The sequence below is a fragment of the Mycobacterium colombiense genome (assembly GCF_001665835.1).
Taxonomy (GTDB): domain Bacteria; phylum Actinomycetota; class Actinomycetes; order Mycobacteriales; family Mycobacteriaceae; genus Mycobacterium; species Mycobacterium colombiense_A.
In genome coordinates, this window is record NZ_LZSX01000011.1 from 1 (window position 1) to 15,372 (window position 15,372).

The window sequence follows — 15,372 nt, forward strand, 5'->3', positions numbered from 1 at the left end:
CCCGCTCACCGGCGCCGCCGCCGGCGCCCTCCACGGCGGCCGCGCCGCCGCCGCCCACCACGCCGGCGGGTCCGCGCCAGGTCACCTACTCGGTGACCGGCACCAAGGCCCCGGGCGACATCATCTCGGTGACCTACGTCGACGCGTCCGGGCGGCGCCGCACGCAGCACAATGTGTACATCCCGTGGTCGATGACCGTCACCCCGATCTCGCAATCCGATGTGGGCTCGGTGGAGGCCTCCAGCCTGTTCCGGCTCAGCAGGCTCAATTGCTCGATCACGACCAGCGACGGAGCGGTGCTTTCGTCGAATAGCAACGACTCGCCGCAGACGAGCTGCTGATGGTCAGCAGATATTCGTCGTACCGGCGGGGCGTGGGCGACGACACCATTGCGCCCGAGGTCATCGACCGCATCCTGATCGGCGCGTGCGCCGCGGTCTATCTGGTGCTGCTGGGCGTCAGCGTGGCGGCCGCCGTCGCGCTGGCGGATCTGGGCAGGGGTTTTCACAAGGCAGCCAGCAGCCCGCACACCACCTGGGTGCTGTACGCCGTCATCATCGTTTCGGCGCTGATCATCGCTGGCGCGATCCCCATCCTGTTGCGCGCCCGCCGGATGTCGCAGGCCGAGCCGGCCGCCCAGGCGATGACCGCGCCGTCGCGCGGGTCGGCAAGGCCTTCGGTGCGGCTGGGGACCGCCGCCCTGCGCCCGGGGAGCGAGCGGACCACCACCGTGCAATCGGCCGCGCCGGCCCCGGGCGCCGAGTGGTCGGGCGAGGCGGTAGACCGAGTCTGGTTGCGCGGCACCGTGATTCTGATCGGCACTATGGGCGCTGCACTGATCGCGGTCGCGACGGCGACCTACCTGATGGCGGTCGGCCACGATGGCGCATCGTGGGTCGGGTATGGGTTCGCCGGTGTGATCACCGCGGCCATGCCGGTGGTGGAGTGGCTGCACATTCGTCAGCTCCGCCACGTCGTCGCCGAGCAATAGCCGCCGCTGTCGCTCGTGGCTCTGCGTCCGTCACGGCGTTGCGGACCCCGCGCCCGGTCCGGTGCGCCGGGGTGGCGTAGCGTCGGACGCGAGCCGTTTCGTTGTCAGCGGCGGTCCCGCGGTCGGTGCGGATGACAGCCACGGGCAATGCGATCCCTCGCTCCGCCGGATCCGTCTAGGCGAAGGACGCCAATCCTGAAGGGGAACCGCAAGTCGATGCCGCAGGCAGACGGCGAACACGCGTCAATCCCATCCGGGTGTCGGTGGGCTGTGAGCTCGGTCGCACCATCGACGGCGCGTGGTGGCCCCGTGCGGACCGCATCACCAACGAATTGCCCGGCCTGGTCACGCTGCTGACACCCTTGCTCGGCGACGTCAGCTCCATCAACGTCAACTGGCCGCCGTTGCAGCGGCCGCCGGACTTCAACTGCCCGGGATGGGAGAACAAACGCCAGCACGTGATGACGGTCATCGGGGGAGACGCACGCGTCAACCTGCTGATCGTCCCGTACGCGACTTACAGCACGCTGGCCATGATGGTGTTGCGCTGCGCCGCCGGGCTCCCTGTCGAAACGCGCGACATGGGCAAACGGGTGTTCGTCATGGCCGGCTCGATCCTGCGGGCCGCCCAGCAGCAACGGGCCTGTGCCCACCTGTAGGGGCTGGACACCGACGAAAACGGGTGGGGGAGCGAGCTAGTGCTCGCCGCCCTCGCCGTTTGTCGAACCGTTTGTCGAACCGTTGAGGCCGTCCTGGTGTTCGCGCAGTGCGGTCAGGGCGCGCAGCTCCGAGCCGTGCGCCGCCTCGCGCAGCGCCGCATCCTCGGATGCCGGGTCGGCGAACAGGAAGCTGCCGCTGCCCGGAGATCCGGCCGAGCCCAGCTTGTTCATCTTCTTGGGCAGTGCCGCGCCCTGGTATTCCAGCGGCAGCGGGTGGCCGTGATCGTCGACCGGGCCCAGCGGCTGGTGCAGCTCGACGTAGGCGCCGTGCGGCAGCCGCTTGATGATGCCCGTCTCGATGCCGTGCTCGAGCACCGCGCGGTCGCTGCGCTGCAGACCGATGCACCACCGGTAGGTGATGAAGTAGACCACCGGCGGAACGATCACCATGCCGATGCGCCCGATCCACGTCGTCGCGTTCAGCGAGATGTCGAACTTGAACGCGATGATGTCGTTCATCGCGCACAGCGTCAGCAGCATGTAGAACGCGATCGCCATCGCACCGATCGACGTGCGCACCGGCACGTCGCGCGGCCGCTGCAGCAGGTTGTGGTGCGCGTAATCACCGCTGAACCGCTTCTCCAGGAACGGATACACCATCAGCAGGCCGAACACACCGCCCATGATCAGCGCCACCCATACCGGCGCGGGAATGGTGTGGTGCCAGAAGTAGAACTCCCATGGCGGCCAGATACGTGCCAAGCCCTCGGTCCACATCATGTAGAAGTCCGGCTGCGAACCGGCTGAGACGTGAGATGGCTTGTACGGCCCCAGGTTCCAGATCGGGTTGATCTGCATCAGACCACCCAGCAGGCCCAGCACGCCGACGATCGCGGCGAAGAACGCGCCGGACTTGACCGCGAATATCGGCATCACTCGAACACCGACCACGTTGTGTTCGGTGCGACCGGGACCGGGGAACTGGGTGTGCTTCTGGAACCACACCATGGCCAGGTGCAGGCCGATCAGCGCCAGGATGATCCCGGGCAGCAGCAGAATGTGCAGGGCGTACATGCGCGGGATGATGTAACCCGCTGTGGCGCATTCGCTTCCGATACCGCCGCAGGGGAAGTCACCGCCGAACAGGGCCCAGTGCAGCCAGGTGCCGATCACCGGCATGCCCAACGTGATCGAGGACAGTGCGGCGCGCAACCCGATACCGGACAACAGGTCGTCGGGCAGCGAGTAGCCGAAGTAGCCCTCGAACATGGCCAGGATCAGCAGCAGCGAACCGATGACCCAGTTGGCCTCGCGCGGCCGCCGGAAGGCGCCGGTGAAGAAGATGCGGGCCAGGTGCACCATGATCGACGCGGAGAAGATCAGCGCCGCCCAGTGGTGGACCTGACGCACGAACAGGCCACCGCGCACCTCGAAGGAGATGTCGAGGGTCGATGCGAAGGCCTTCGACATGTCCACGCCGCGCAGCGGCTGGTAGGCACCGTTGTAGGTGATCTCACCCATGGACGGATCGAAGAACAGTGTCAGGTACACGCCGGTGAGCAGCAGCACGATGAAGCTGTACATCGCGATCTCACCCAGCAGGAACGACCAGTGGGTGGGAAAGACCTTGTTGAGCTGTCTACGGACCGCCGCGGACGGGTGGTAGCGCGTGTCGATGTCCTCGCCTTGACGGGCCAGGACATCGCCGATCTTCGGGGGACTCAATTTCGGACTCATGTCGTCGTCCTCTCCCAGAATGCCGGTCCGACGGGCTCGACGAAGTCACCATTGGCGACCAGATACCCGTTGGAGTCGATGGTGATCGGCAGTTGCGCCAACGCGCGCGCGGCGGGCCCGAAAATCGGCTTGGCGAAGTGCAGCGCGTCGAACTGCGACTGGTGGCAAGGGCACAAGATCCGGTAGGACTGCTCCTCGTAGAGGGAGGCGGGGCAACCCAGGTGCGAGCAGACCTTGGTGTAGGCGAAGAACTCGCCGAAGTTGAAGCTCTCCTGGCCCTGCCGTTTGACCACGCGGTTCATGTCGGTGGGCCGAACTCGGATGAGCATCACCGGGTTTCGCACACCCTGGTTGATGGCCCGCAGCTTCTCCTGCGATTCCGGTGTGGTGCCGTCGCCGTCGGACTCCCGCCATGGGAACACGGTTTCCATGCCGCCGGCGTCGAGGTCCTCGGGGCGCATCTTGACGAACGGCGACGTGGAGGCGGAGCCGGTGGCGCGCGCCAGGAAGATGGTCTCGCCGTGGTAGCGCGGGCTCCAGCCGGACGTCCACAGCACGGCCTTCTTCCCGTCGGCGGTGGGCACGACCGGCTTCCACGGGTTCTTGATCAACCCGCCGGCAAACGCGACCAGGGTGGACAGGCCGAAGGCGCCCAGCCCCATCCCCAGCGACAGGCCGATCAGCTTGCGGCGCCCGACGGTCGACCCCTGATACGCGTCGGTCAGGTTCGCCACCACCGTCTTGCGGTCGACGTCGCGCGAGGCGCCGTCGTGGCGGTCCTGAATCGAAATCTCTTCGGGGATAAAGCGTTTCTGGTAGAGGATGACGCCGATCCCGATCGACAGGATCGCCATCCCGAAGGTCAGGCCGTAGAGCGGCGTGGCCAGGTCGTACAGGAAGCTGCCGGCGCTCTCCTTGGGCTTGTACTCCCAGGGCCAGAACAAGAAGATCAGCAGCAGCGCCAGCCCGAAGAAACCGCCCAGCAAAAGCCAGAGGGCGACGCCACGCTCGGCGCGCTTTTCGGCTTTGGTGCCCTCGATCGGCCAACGGGGTTCCTTGAACACCGTCTCGACGCCGTCCAGCTTGCCGCCCAGCGCCACCAGTTCGTGCTGCGACATGGCGGCCAGCGCCGCGTCGTCGGGTTCCCGCTCGCCGGCGCCGTGCGGGTTCCCGCCGGTGTCAGAGCCGCGAACGTCCGCCTCGCTCATTTTGCGCCGCTCCTCCTCATCGCGTTGGTCTGCATCGTCTCGGCGCGGCTCATGCTCGTGCCCCAATCCACAGTGCCAGCCCGATGGCCGCGACCATCCCGATGATCCAGGCGGCCATGCCCTCGGGTGCGGGCCCGAATCCGCCCAGGCCGTAGCCGCCCGGCTGGCGCTCCTCGGTCACCGCCTTGATGTAGCCGATGATGTCCTTCTTGGCTTCGAATGACAGCTGACGGTCAGAGAACTTCGGCATGTTCTGCGGACCGGTCCGCATCGCCGCCAGGATCTGCTGCTCGTTGGCGGGCTCCAGGTCCGGCGCGAACTTGCCGGACGACAGCGCCCCGCCCTTGCCGGTGAAGTTGTGGCAGGAGGAGCAGTTGAGCCGGAACAGGTCGCCACCGCGGCCCAGGTCCTCGCCGCGCAGCGAGCGCATCGCCAGGCTGCCGTCCGGGTTGCGCACCGTGGTCGGGCCGCCGCCGTTGGCCTGGACGTACGCGCCCAGCGCGTCGACCTGGCCTTCGTCGAAGATCGGTTCCTTGCGCGGCGCCTGGGCCTCGCCGGTCATCGCCGGCATCCGGCCCGTCGACACCTGGAAGTAGACGGCTTCCTCGCCGACGCCGATCAGGCTCGGCCCGCGGTCGTGGACACCCTGCAGATTGGCGCCGTGGCAGGACACGCACGACGTGTCGAACAGCTGCTTGCCGGTGCGCAGCAGCGCCGAGTTCGACTCGTCGGCGACGGCCACCTGCGGCCGCGGGGTCAGGATGGCGGCCAGGCCGCCTGCGACGGTCAGTGCGATCAGCAGCAGCAGACCGCCGGACAGCCTGCGGCGCAGCCGCCGTCGCGAACGGTCACGCTGCCCCTGTGGCGGCTTGGCCGCACCGGATCGGGTAGATCCCAGTTTCTTCAACCGAGCACTCCTGTTCGTCCAGCGCCTGCTCATCGGATGAAATAGATCACGGCGAACAGCGCGATCCACACGATGTCGACGAAATGCCAGTAGTACGAGACGACGATGCTGGCCGTAGCCTGCGCCGGCGTGAACTTGCTCATCGCGGTGCGGGCCAGCAAGAAGATGAAGGCGATAAGGCCGCCGGTGACGTGCAGGCCGTGGAACCCGGTCGCCAGGTAGAACACGCTGCCGTAGGCGCTGCCCGGGATGGTGGTCCCGTGCGACATCAGGTGGTAGTACTCGTAGCCCTGGCCGCAAACGAAGAACAGGCCCATCAGGAAGGTGAGCACGTACCAGCGGCGCAGCCCGAACACGTCGCCGCGCTCGGCCGCGAACACCCCCATCTGGCAGGTGAACGACGACGCGATCAGCACCAACGTGACCGGGACGGCCTGGTACAGGTTCAGCTCGGTCGGCGGCGGCGGCCACTTCCCGCCCGATTGGGCGCGAGCGGTGAAGTACATCGCGAAGAGGCCGGCAAAGAACATCAGCTCGCTGGACAGCCAAACGATGGTGCCGACGCTGACCATGTTGGGTCGGTTCAGCGAATGCACCCGCGACGTAATTGCAGTACCCGAAGTCCCGGCAGCGCTGGTCACATCCGCAAGTATGACGCTTTGTAGTTGTTGAACTCCACCCGGGGCGGCATTTGGTGTCTGGCGCGTCGTGCGCGGGTGCGCAGCGGGGCGCTCGCGGAGACGGTTGGGGCAGGTGTGGTCGTCGTGGGACCATCGGCGCGTGGCTTTGTCATCTAAGGCGTCGCCGTCCGGCGCACCCGCGACCTCGTGGCCGCGGATCCTGTCCCGTCTGACCGGCGGGCAGGACCTGGCGCGCGGACAGGCCGCCTGGGCGATGGACCGGATCATGGCCGGCGACGCGAGCCCCGCCCAGATCGCGGCCTTCGCGGTGGCGATGCAGGCGAAGGTTCCCACCTCGGCCGAAGTCATCGAGTTGGCCGACGTGATGCTCAACCACGCGCTGCCGATGCCCCCCGGTGCCATCCGCGACGACACCGTCGACATCGTCGGCACCGGCGGCGACGGGGTCAACACCGTGAACCTGTCCACGATGGCGGCGCTCGTGGTCGCGGCCGCGGGCGTGCCGGTCGTGAAGCACGGCAACCGGGCGGCCTCGTCGTTGTCCGGCGGCGCCGACACGCTCGAGGCGCTCGGCATCCGCATCGACCTCGGCCCCGAACAGGTCGCACGCAGCCTCGCCGAGGTCGGCATCGGGTTCTGCTTCGCGCCGCTGTTCCACCCGTCTTACCGGCACACCTCCGCGGTGCGTCGCGAAATCGGTGTGCCGACGGTGTTCAATCTCCTTGGGCCGCTTACCAATCCGGCCAGGCCGCGGGCCGGATTGATCGGCTGCGCGTTCGCTGAGCTCTCCGAGGTGATGGCCGGGGTGTTCGCCGCGCGCCGGTCCAGTGTCCTGGTGGTGCACGGTGACGACGGGCTCGACGAGTTGACGACCACCACCACGAGCACGATCTGGCGGGTGCAGGCCGGCACCGTGGACAAGCTGACCTTCGATCCGGCCGGATTCGGTTTCCCCCGAGCCGATCTCGACGATTTGTTGGGCGGTGACGCGCAGGCCAACGCCGCGGAGGTCCGCGCGGTGCTGGCCGGGGGCAAGGGTCCGGTGCGCGACGCCGTCGTCCTCAATGCCGCCGGCGCGATCGTCGCGCACGCCGGGTTATCCAGCCGCGCCGAATGGTTGCCGGCGTGGGAGGACGGGCTGGCCCGTGCGCGTAAGGCCATCGATTCCGGTGCTGCCGAACAACTGCTCGCGCGATGGGTGCGGTTCGGCCAGCAGGTCTGATTCCCGCAGCGCCTGCTCGCTCGCCAGTCGCGCCGAGCGCGCCGTCGCGGCCCACGCCGACCAGGCGCCGGCCGACCGCAGCGGGGAAGCCCAGCCGTCCTCGGCGACCCCGACGATGCGCACCCCGGGCGCCGACAACCAGCGCACGATGAGCGCGGTCTCCTCGACCAGTGCGCCGCCGAGTGGGGCGGGTGTGGGCAGAATCGCTTGTGCCCCAGCAACAATCGCGTCGACGACCGGCATCGGCGGCACCCCGCGCCGGGCGCTGCCCGCCGCGGCGAGCTGGCCGTGGCGGATGACGGCCAGGTGATAGCCACCCTCGCCGTCAGGCGCGGCGGCGATCAGCTCGGGCAGCGCGGCCAGGGCGCGCAGCCGCTGACCGCGCCACAGCGTCTCGATCGCGGTGACGGTGCGGTCGCGCAGGCGCGCGGCGCTCTCGAAGTGATGCCGGTCGGCGAGCGCACCGACCTGATCCACCGCCGACCTCAGCGCGCAGTTGTCCGCGCCGTCCACCAGCGCCGCGACCCGCGCCACGGCGGCGGCGTACTGGGTGGCGGTGACGCCGCGCGCGGCCGGGCACGGCGACACCTCCGCCTCTGCGCACAGCGGTCCGTGCAGCGACGAGCGGCCCAGCCGATTGGTGCAGGTTCGTAACCCGGTGAACCGCGCGAGCAGCGCGGCCGTGTCGGCGGCATCGGCGCGGGCCCGGAACGGGCCGACGGCGCGGTCGTGCCGCGGCGCTCGCACCACGGCGAGGCGGGGGAAGGCCTCCTCGGTGAGCGCCACCCACCACCAGCGCTGCGGGAACCGGGACCGCCGGTTGTACGGCGGGGCATGCGCGGCCAGCAGCCGCAGCTCGCGCACGCCGGCCTCCAGCGCGTGGGCGCACTCGACGTGGTCGACCGCGCCGGCCAGCGCGACCATCTCCTTCATGCGGCCCCGGGGATCGGCGCCGGTGAAGTACTGGCTGACCCGCCGCCGCAGGTCGACGGCGGTGCCGATGTAGAGCACCTCGCCCGATGGCCCGCGGAACAGGTACACGCCCGGCCGGCGCGGCAGGCCCTCGGCGAGCACCCGCTTGCGGCGCTGGGTGGGTGTCACGTCGGGCAGATACGAGCGCAGGTCGGCATAGGTGTGCACGCCCTGGTTGCCCACCCGCTCGATGAGGGCGTGCAAGACGTCGACGGTGGCGCGCGCATCGTCCAGGGCGCGGTGGGTGGGCTGGGTGGCCACGGCGAACAGCCGCGCCAGCGAGGCCAGCCGCACGCTGGGGGCCTCCTCGCGGCTGAGCACCCGGCGGGCCAGCCGGACCGTGCACAGCACCTGCGGCCGCGGCCAGGCGATGTCGTACTGCTGCGCGGCGGCACGCAGGAAGCCGATGTCGAACCCCGCGTTGTGCGCGACGAGCACCGCCCCGTGCTCCAAGCCGGCGAACTCCAGGAACATCGGCAGGACGGAGTCGATGGTCGGTGCGTCGGAAATCATCGCGGTGGTGATGCCGGTCAGCTGCACGATCTGCGGCGGGATGCTGCGCTGCGGATCCACCAGGGTGGCGAACTCGCCGAGCACCACGCCGCCGCGCACCTTGACCGCCCCGATTTCGGTGATGGCGTCGGGAACGGTGCCCGCGGTGCCCTTGGTGCGCCCGCCGGTGGTCTCCAGGTCGACCACGACGAAGGTGGTCTCGCGCAGCGAGAGTTCGTCGGGCGTGAACGGGGATCCCACGTCGGCGAAGCTCAGCTGAGTCGCACCCCTGGAAGCCACGGCGGTGACGTTAAGGCCGACGACCGACACCCGCGCGGCTCCCACGCCGGGCGCGTGGCCGGAATGCGGGGACGGACACCTGTCGGTGCTCGCGGTTACCGTTCGGGCAGTCCGGCGTGATGTTCGCCCACCTAATTTGCCGGAGCCAGAGCGAGAGGACCGATCCCGATGGCACCAAGAAATGGACCGACCGACATCGGCATGACGCCGCCGGAGCCGGGGGCACCGGTGGTGATCGACTGCGACGAGTGCGCGGTGCGCGGCCCCGGCTGCCGCGACTGCGTCGTCAGCGTGATACTCGGGGTTCCGGATACTTTATTGCAAGATGAACGAGCGGCTTTGGAAGTTCTTGCCGAAGTTGGCTTGGCGCCGCGACTTCGTCTCGTCCCGATTCGTCGGGATCGAGGTTCTGGTGTAGCCTAATCGCCTTGTCCCACAAAGGTCCTCGGACAACGCGAAACGATTCACATAGAAATGACAGGATTCTTTCTAATTTCTTAACCGCTCGCTTTGGACAAACGCCGATATCGTTTCGTAACCTGTTTGAGACCTAAACCAGCTCGATGACCTATCCATCGTCGATGGCCGTTTAAGGAAGCAAATCTTGAGGCTTGACTCTAGGCACCCGGTTGCGCGTGTCCTGACACGTTCGGCCATAGGGGCACTAGCTGGCTTCGCGATCTTCTCCGGTGTCATGACAGCCCCCTCGTGGGCCGACCCGGCCGAAGACGCCACGGCAAAACTCAATGAGCTGTCCCGCCAGGCCGAGCAGACCACCGAGGCGATGCACAGCGCCCAGCTTGACCTGAACGACAAGCTGGCCGCCCAGCGCGCCGCGGACAAGAAGCACAACGACGACCAGGCCGCGGTCGACGCGGCCAAGGCGCATCTGTCGTCGTATCAGGATTCGGTCAACAAGCTCGCCGCCTCGACCTACATGGGCGGCCGCGTCGACGGCATGGAGGCCATCCTGACCGCCGGCTCGCCGCAGGGCCTGATCGACAAGCTGGCGGTGCAGCGGGTGATGGCCACGCAGATGGCCGGCCAGATGAAGAGCTACCGGATCGCCGGGGAGCAGGCCGCCAAGGCCGAGCGGGAATCCGCCAAGTCCGCCGCCGACGCCAAGAGCGCGGCCGAGCAGGCCGCCGCCGTCCGCGCGAGTCTGCAGTCCAAGCAGAGCCAGCTGCAGGTGCAGATCGCGGTCGTCAAGTCGCAATACCTCTCTTTGACTGCCGACCAGCGCACCGCGCTGGCCAACCCAGGCCCGGCTCCCGGCGCTCCGGCGCCGGAAGCGGCGCCCCCTGGCGCACCCCCCGGGCAGGCGCCGGGTGAGGCTCCGCCCGCCGGTGGAATGCCCGGCATTCCCGGCATGGCTCCCAACGGGGTCGGCGGCGGCGACCGCGCCACCGTCGTGCAGGCCGCGCTGACCCAGGTCGGTTCGCCCTACGTGTGGGGTGGCTCCGCACCGGGCGGATTCGATTGCTCCGGCCTGGTGATGTGGGCGTTCCAGCAGGCCGGTATCTCCTTGCCGCACTCCAGCCAGGCGTTGGCGCACGGCGGCCAGCCCGTCTCGCTGGGGGAGCTACAGCCCGGTGACGTGCTGACCTTCTACTCCGACGCGTCGCACACCGGCATCTACATCGGCGACGGCATGATGATCCATTCCTCTACCTATGGCGTGCCGGTCCGGGTCGCGCCGATGAGCGCCGGCGGCCCGATCTACGACGCCCGCCGTTACTAGAGACCCTCGACCGCGGCGCCGGCGGCTCCCGATACTGCTGGCCTGGGTATTCGTCGTCGAGCTGCTGGTGGCCGCGGCCGTACCGTTCGACGCCGCGCGCGAAAGCCGGATCCGACCCGCCCAGCTGGTCACGCCCGCCCGGAGCCAAGTCAGTGCGTCGACGAAATCGATCACCGTCGGTGACCGCACCGTCCGGCTGCAGGGTCTCGGCGGGCCCGCCAGCGAGCGGTTGTTGTCCCGGGTGGCCTCGACCATGGGCGCGGCGATCACCGCGGTGGAGTCATTCTGGGGCGTCGACTGGCCGCACGAGATCTCGGTGGTCGCGGCCGGCACCGACGAGGAGTTTCGCGCCGCCGCCGGCGGGGGACCGGCGCCCCAGTGGGCCGACATCGCGGCCGTGACGGTCGTCGACCGCGTCGACCCCGTTCGCCGGGTCGCCGTCGGCCAGCGGATAGTGTTCGCGCCGGGCGCGGCCAACATGAGCGCGGCATCGCTGCGAATCGTGTTGACCCACGAGCTTTTTCACTACGCCGCGCGTGCCGACACCATCGCGGACGCGCCCCGCTGGCTCGCCGAGGGGGTGGCCGACTTCGTCGGCCGCCCACCCACGCCGGTGCCCACCGACACGTTGTTACCCATGGCGTTGCCCACCGACGGCGACCTGGACGTGCCCGGGGCGCAGCGCTCGCTGGCCTACGACCGCGCGTGGTGGTTCGCCCGCTTCGTCGCCGACACCTTCGGAGCACCCAAGTTGCGCGATCTCTACCTGGCCACCTGCGGCATCAGGCACGCCGACATGGCCGCTGCCGGACAGGATGTGCTGGGTGCCAGCCCGGCGGGCCTGCTCACGCGCTGGCAGCAGTGGCTGACCCACTAGGGCCGGCTCGCCCGGCTCAGGCCGTGTGCACGGCCCGCATCGTCGCCAAGCTAGCCTGACGCAAGTGAGTCGGGTCCTGCTGGTAACCAACGACTTTCCGCCCCGCCCGGGCGGCATCCAGTCGTACCTCGGTGAGTTCGTCGGCCGGCTGGTCGACGCCGGGCCGCATTCGGTGACCGTGTACGCGCCGCAATGGAAGGGCGCCGAGGCGTACGACGAGGCCGCCCGCTATCGGGTGGTGCGCCACCCGGGCACGCTGATGCTGCCGGGCCCGGCGGTCGACACCCGGATGCGGCGGCTGATCGCCGACGAGGGCATCGACACCGTCTGGTTCGGGGCGGCCGCACCGCTGGCCCTACTGGCCCAGCGCGCCCGCGGGGCCGGGGCGAGCCGGGTGCTGGCCAGCACCCACGGCCACGAGGTCGGGTGGTCGATGCTCCCGGTCGCGCGCTCGGTGCTACGCCGCATCGGCGACGACACCGACGCCGTCACCTTCGTCAGCCGCTACACCCGTTCCCGGTTCGCGCCGGCGTTCGGTCCCAAGGCTTCGCTGGAATACCTGCCGTCCGGGGTGGACATCGACCGGTTCCGGCCCGATCCGGCGGGTCGGGCGCAGCTGCGTAACCGCTACGGGCTGGGGGAGCGGCCCACCGTGGTGTGCGTGTCCCGGCTGGTGCCGCGCAAAGGTCAGGACATGCTCATCAAAGCCCTGCCGTCGATCCGGCGGCGCGTCGACGGCGCCGCCCTGGTCATCGTCGGCGGCGGCCCCTACGAGGACTCGCTTCGCGCACTGGCCCGCGAGTGCGGAGTGGCCGACGATGTCACCTTCACCGGCGGTGTACCGGCCGCGGAGCTGCCCACGCATCACGCGCTGGCCGACGTGTTCGCGATGCCGTGCCGCACCCGCGGCGCGGGGCTGGACGTCGAGGGGTTGGGCATCGTGTTCCTCGAGGCGTCGGCGACCGGCGTGCCGGTCATTGCCGGCAGATCCGGGGGAGCTCCAGAAACGGTGCAGCACAACAAGACCGGGCTGGTCGTCGACGGCCGCGAGGTGGACGAGATCGCCGACGCCATCGCCGAATTGCTGACCGACCGTGACCGGGCCGTCGCGATGGGCGCGGCCGGGCGCGACTGGGTGACGGCCCAGTGGCGCTGGGACACCCTTGCGGCACGGTTGGGCGGGCTGCTCGGCTGAGTGGGCACCGCGCCCGCCCGCGCTAGTCCTTCTGGTAGATGGCCTCGATGTCTGAGGCGAACTTCTCGGCCACCACGTTGCGCTTGACCTTCATCGTCGGCGTCAGTTCACCGGTGTCCTCGGTGAAATCGACCGGCAGGATGCGGAACTTGCGGATCGACTCCGCGTGCGACACCGCCTGATTGGCGTCCTTGATGGCCGCGTCCACCTCGGCGACCAGGTCGGGATCGGTGGTCAGATCGCTCACCGACGCCCCGGCGCCCTTCTGGTTGCGCTGCTTCCAGCCGTCGAACGCTTCGGGGTCGATCGTGATCAACGCGCCGATGAATGGCTTGTTGTCCCCGACCACCATCGCCTGGCTGATCAACGGATGGGCGCGCAACCGATCCTCCAGGACCGCCGGCGCGACGTTCTTGCCGCCGGCGGTCACGATGATCTCCTTCTTGCGCCCGGTGATCTTCAGGAAGCCGTCTTCGTCGAGCACGCCCAGGTCGCCGGTCTTGAACCAGCCGTCGGTGAAGGCGTCCTCGGTGGCCTGTTCGTTGCGCCAGTAGCCGCTGCACACCACGCCGCCGCGCACCAGCAGTTCGCCATCCTCGGCGATGCGCATGCTGTTGCCGGGCACCAGCGTTCCGACGGTGCCGATCTTGACGTTGCCGACCTGGTTGACGGTGATCGCCGAGCTGGTCTCGGTCAGGCCGTAGCCCTCGTGGATGATCAGACCCACGCCCCGGTAGAAGTGGCCCAGCCGCGAGCCGAGCGGTGCGCCGCCGGAGACGGCCGCGTGGCAGTCGCCGCCCAGCGCGGCGCGCAATTTGTTGTACACCAGCCGGTCGAACAGGGCGTGCTTGGCGCGCAGCGCGAGCCCGCGGCGGCCACGGTCCTGCGCCTCGCTCCAGTCGACCGCGGTCTGCACGGCCGCCGCGAAGATCCGACCCTTGCCGTCGTTGGAGGCGTTCTGCTCGGCGGTGTTGTAAACCTTTTCGAACACGCGTGGGACCGACACCACCACGGTCGGTTTGAACACCGCGAACAGCGGCACCAGGTTCTTGATGTCGCTGGTGAACCCGACGGTGACCTTGTTGGCGAACGCGGACAACGTCAGTGAGCGCGCCAGCACGTGCGCCAGCGGCAAGAAGACCAGCAGCCGCTGCCCCTCGTCGAGCAGCGTCGGCAGACTCTCCTTGGCGCCCCTGGTTTCGTAGAGCAGATTCGAATGCGTCAGCTGGCACCCCTTGGGCCGCCCGGTGGTGCCCGACGTGTAGATGAGCGTCGCCGGATCCTCGGCCCGCAGCCCCTCCAGGCGGGCGGTCAGCTCCGCCGGTTCCACCGATGCGCCGGCCTCCACCAGCTGGTCGAGCGCCTTGGGGCCCGAACCGTCGATGTGCAGCACCCGGCGCAGCGCGGGCAGTTCGGCGGTCAGCTCGGTGACCATCGCCGCGTGCTCGTCGGTCTCGGCGAATGCCAGCACCGCCTCGGAGTCCTGCAGTACCCAGCGCACCTGCTCCGCCGACGACGTCTCATAGATCGGCACGGTGACCGCGCCCACCGACAGGATCGCCAGGTCGAGGATCGCCCATTCGTAGCGGGTGGCCGAGAAGATGGACACCCGGTCGCCGGCCTGCACGCCCAGCGAGATCAAACCCAGTGCGGCGGAGCGGATCTGCTGGGCCGCCTCGGCGCAGGTGACGTCGGTCCACTCATCGTCGACTTGACGCTGGTAGATGACGAAGTTGGGGTCGTCGCGCTCGTGTTCGAAGACCATCGCGGCGATGTTGTCCTGTTCGCCGACGGAAAAGCGGGCGGGGACGCTGTACTCACGCACTCTTCTGACCTCGATTGACCTCGTGAAGATTCCCGGGAGCCGGGTTGCTGGTCACCAGCCTAATCCGCGCGTTGATCCAGCACGGCCTGAGTGGGTCAGCCCAAGGCCTCGATTGCCCGCCGCGAGTCGGGGCCGCCCTCGGCCGGGCGCGGCCGACCGGTGTGTGAAGCTGTGGTCATGAGCAGCATCCAGATCGCGGATGAGACGTTTGTCGCCGCTGCCGGCGCACGGGTAGGCGCCGCGGTCGCCGATCAATCGAGCTGGCGCCGCTGGTGGCCGGACCTGCGGCTGCAGGTCGTCGAGGATCGCGGGGAGAAGGGCATCCGGTGGGCGGTCACCGGCGCGGTGACCGGGACCATGGAGATCTGGCTGGAACCCTCGCTGGACGGCGTCGTGCTGCACTACTTCCTGCACGCCGAGCCGACCGGGGTGGCGGCCTGGCAGCTGGCCAAGCTGAATCTGGCGAAGATGACGCACCGCCGTCGGGTGGCGGGCAAGAAAATGGCGTTCGAGGTCAAGACGACACTGGAACGGTCACGTCCGGTCGGAGTTTCTCCGGTAGTTTAGCCGGGTCGGGTCCGCGCGGAGAGTACCGTGTCGCACCG

At 69.0% G+C, this 15,372-nt stretch carries 14 protein-coding genes and 1 pseudogene; 9 read left to right on the plus strand and 6 right to left on the minus strand.

Going from position 1 to position 15,372, the window contains the following annotated elements; translation table 11 throughout:
• From A5760_RS02180 to A5760_RS02190, 3 genes are all read left to right on the plus strand, one after another.
• The coding region (locus A5760_RS02180) for an MmpS family transport accessory protein (protein ID WP_231122524.1) at positions 1–341 on the plus strand (341 nt) is incomplete at its 5' end.
• A complete protein-coding gene (locus A5760_RS02185) occupies positions 341–991 on the plus strand; it encodes a DUF2561 family protein (RefSeq protein ID WP_064877473.1) in 651 nt (216 codons plus the stop codon). The genes A5760_RS02180 and A5760_RS02185, both read left to right, overlap by 1 nt.
• Positions 992–1,254: 263 nt before the next feature.
• Positions 1,255–1,650 carry a DUF5994 family protein gene (locus A5760_RS02190; RefSeq protein ID WP_064877533.1) on the plus strand — a complete coding sequence of 132 codons (396 nt, stop codon included), beginning with the start codon at positions 1,255–1,257 and terminating at the stop codon, positions 1,648–1,650.
• Positions 1,651–1,686: 36 nt separating this feature from the next.
• Here the strand turns inward: A5760_RS02190 and A5760_RS02195 are convergent, their stop codons facing one another.
• Genes A5760_RS02195 through A5760_RS02210 form a run of 4 tightly spaced genes read right to left on the minus strand, consistent with a single transcriptional unit; the run spans position 1,687 to position 6,143 of the window.
• On the minus strand, positions 1,687–3,387 hold the full coding sequence (locus tag A5760_RS02195; protein ID WP_064877474.1) for a cytochrome b: 1,701 nt from the start codon (positions 3,385–3,387) through the stop codon (positions 1,687–1,689).
• The gene (locus A5760_RS02200; protein WP_064877475.1) at positions 3,384–4,595 is read right to left on the minus strand and encodes a ubiquinol-cytochrome c reductase iron-sulfur subunit; all 1,212 of its coding nucleotides are present in this window, start codon (positions 4,593–4,595) and stop codon (positions 3,384–3,386) included. The genes A5760_RS02195 and A5760_RS02200 overlap by 4 nt, the downstream gene beginning before the upstream one ends.
• Before the next feature lie 49 nt (positions 4,596–4,644).
• The gene (locus tag A5760_RS02205) at positions 4,645–5,502 is read right to left on the minus strand and encodes a cytochrome c (RefSeq protein ID WP_064877476.1); all 858 of its coding nucleotides are present in this window, start codon (positions 5,500–5,502) and stop codon (positions 4,645–4,647) included.
• A 29-nt stretch (positions 5,503–5,531) separates the two neighbouring features.
• Positions 5,532–6,143: a cytochrome c oxidase subunit 3 gene (locus tag A5760_RS02210; protein WP_064877534.1), complete on the minus strand. Its 612-nt coding sequence runs from the start codon at positions 6,141–6,143 to the stop codon at positions 5,532–5,534.
• A gap of 139 nt (positions 6,144–6,282) precedes the next feature.
• Here A5760_RS02210 and trpD point away from each other — a divergent pair, with 139 nt between their 5' ends.
• Entirely contained in the window at positions 6,283–7,365 is a 1,083-nt protein-coding gene (gene trpD, locus A5760_RS25900) for an anthranilate phosphoribosyltransferase (RefSeq protein WP_231122525.1), read from the plus strand.
• Here trpD and A5760_RS02220 read toward each other — a convergent pair.
• Positions 7,303–9,174 (minus strand): annotated as a pseudogene (locus A5760_RS02220) (DEDD exonuclease domain-containing protein); the annotation flags it as partial. The gene trpD and the pseudogene A5760_RS02220 sit on opposite strands and share 63 nt — an antisense overlap.
• A gap of 123 nt (positions 9,175–9,297) precedes the next feature.
• Here A5760_RS02220 and A5760_RS25905 point away from each other — a divergent pair.
• From A5760_RS25905 to pimB, 4 genes are all read left to right on the plus strand, one after another.
• Entirely contained in the window at positions 9,298–9,552 is a 255-nt protein-coding gene (locus A5760_RS25905) for a hypothetical protein (RefSeq protein WP_196771957.1), read from the plus strand.
• 181 nt (positions 9,553–9,733) lie between these two features.
• Positions 9,734–10,870, plus strand: a complete 1,137-nt coding sequence (gene ripC, locus A5760_RS02225) for a peptidoglycan hydrolase RipC (protein ID WP_064877478.1) — start codon at positions 9,734–9,736, stop codon at positions 10,868–10,870.
• A gap of 61 nt (positions 10,871–10,931) precedes the next feature.
• Complete coding sequence (locus tag A5760_RS02230) at positions 10,932–11,747, plus strand: hypothetical protein (protein ID WP_064877479.1); 816 nt, start codon at positions 10,932–10,934, stop codon at positions 11,745–11,747.
• A gap of 64 nt (positions 11,748–11,811) precedes the next feature.
• A complete protein-coding gene (gene pimB, locus A5760_RS02235) occupies positions 11,812–12,942 on the plus strand; it encodes a GDP-mannose-dependent alpha-(1-6)-phosphatidylinositol monomannoside mannosyltransferase (RefSeq protein WP_064877480.1) in 1,131 nt (376 codons plus the stop codon).
• Between the two features lie 22 nt (positions 12,943–12,964).
• Here pimB and A5760_RS02240 read toward each other — a convergent pair whose 3' ends face one another.
• Complete coding sequence (locus tag A5760_RS02240) at positions 12,965–14,767, minus strand: AMP-dependent synthetase/ligase (protein WP_064877481.1); 1,803 nt, start codon at positions 14,765–14,767, stop codon at positions 12,965–12,967.
• A 177-nt stretch (positions 14,768–14,944) separates the two neighbouring features.
• Between A5760_RS02240 and A5760_RS02245 the strand changes: the two genes are divergently transcribed.
• Positions 14,945–15,334: a hypothetical protein gene (locus A5760_RS02245; protein WP_064877482.1), complete on the plus strand. Its 390-nt coding sequence runs from the start codon at positions 14,945–14,947 to the stop codon at positions 15,332–15,334.
• Positions 15,335–15,372 lie beyond the last annotated feature (38 nt).

Excerpts from the sequence above, each read along its gene's own strand:
- A5760_RS02185 (WP_064877473.1), top strand. The coding sequence starts at position 341 with ATGGTCAGCAGATATTCGTCGTACCGGCGGGGCGTGGGCGACGACACC.
- A5760_RS02195 (WP_064877474.1), bottom strand. The coding sequence starts at position 3,387 with ATGAGTCCGAAATTGAGTCCCCCGAAGATCGGCGATGTCCTGGCCCGT.
- A5760_RS02200 (WP_064877475.1), bottom strand. The coding sequence starts at position 4,595 with ATGAGCGAGGCGGACGTTCGCGGCTCTGACACCGGCGGGAACCCGCAC.
- A5760_RS25905 (WP_196771957.1), top strand. The coding sequence starts at position 9,298 with ATGGCACCAAGAAATGGACCGACCGACATCGGCATGACGCCGCCGGAG.
- A5760_RS02245 (WP_064877482.1), top strand. The coding sequence starts at position 14,945 with ATGAGCAGCATCCAGATCGCGGATGAGACGTTTGTCGCCGCTGCCGGC.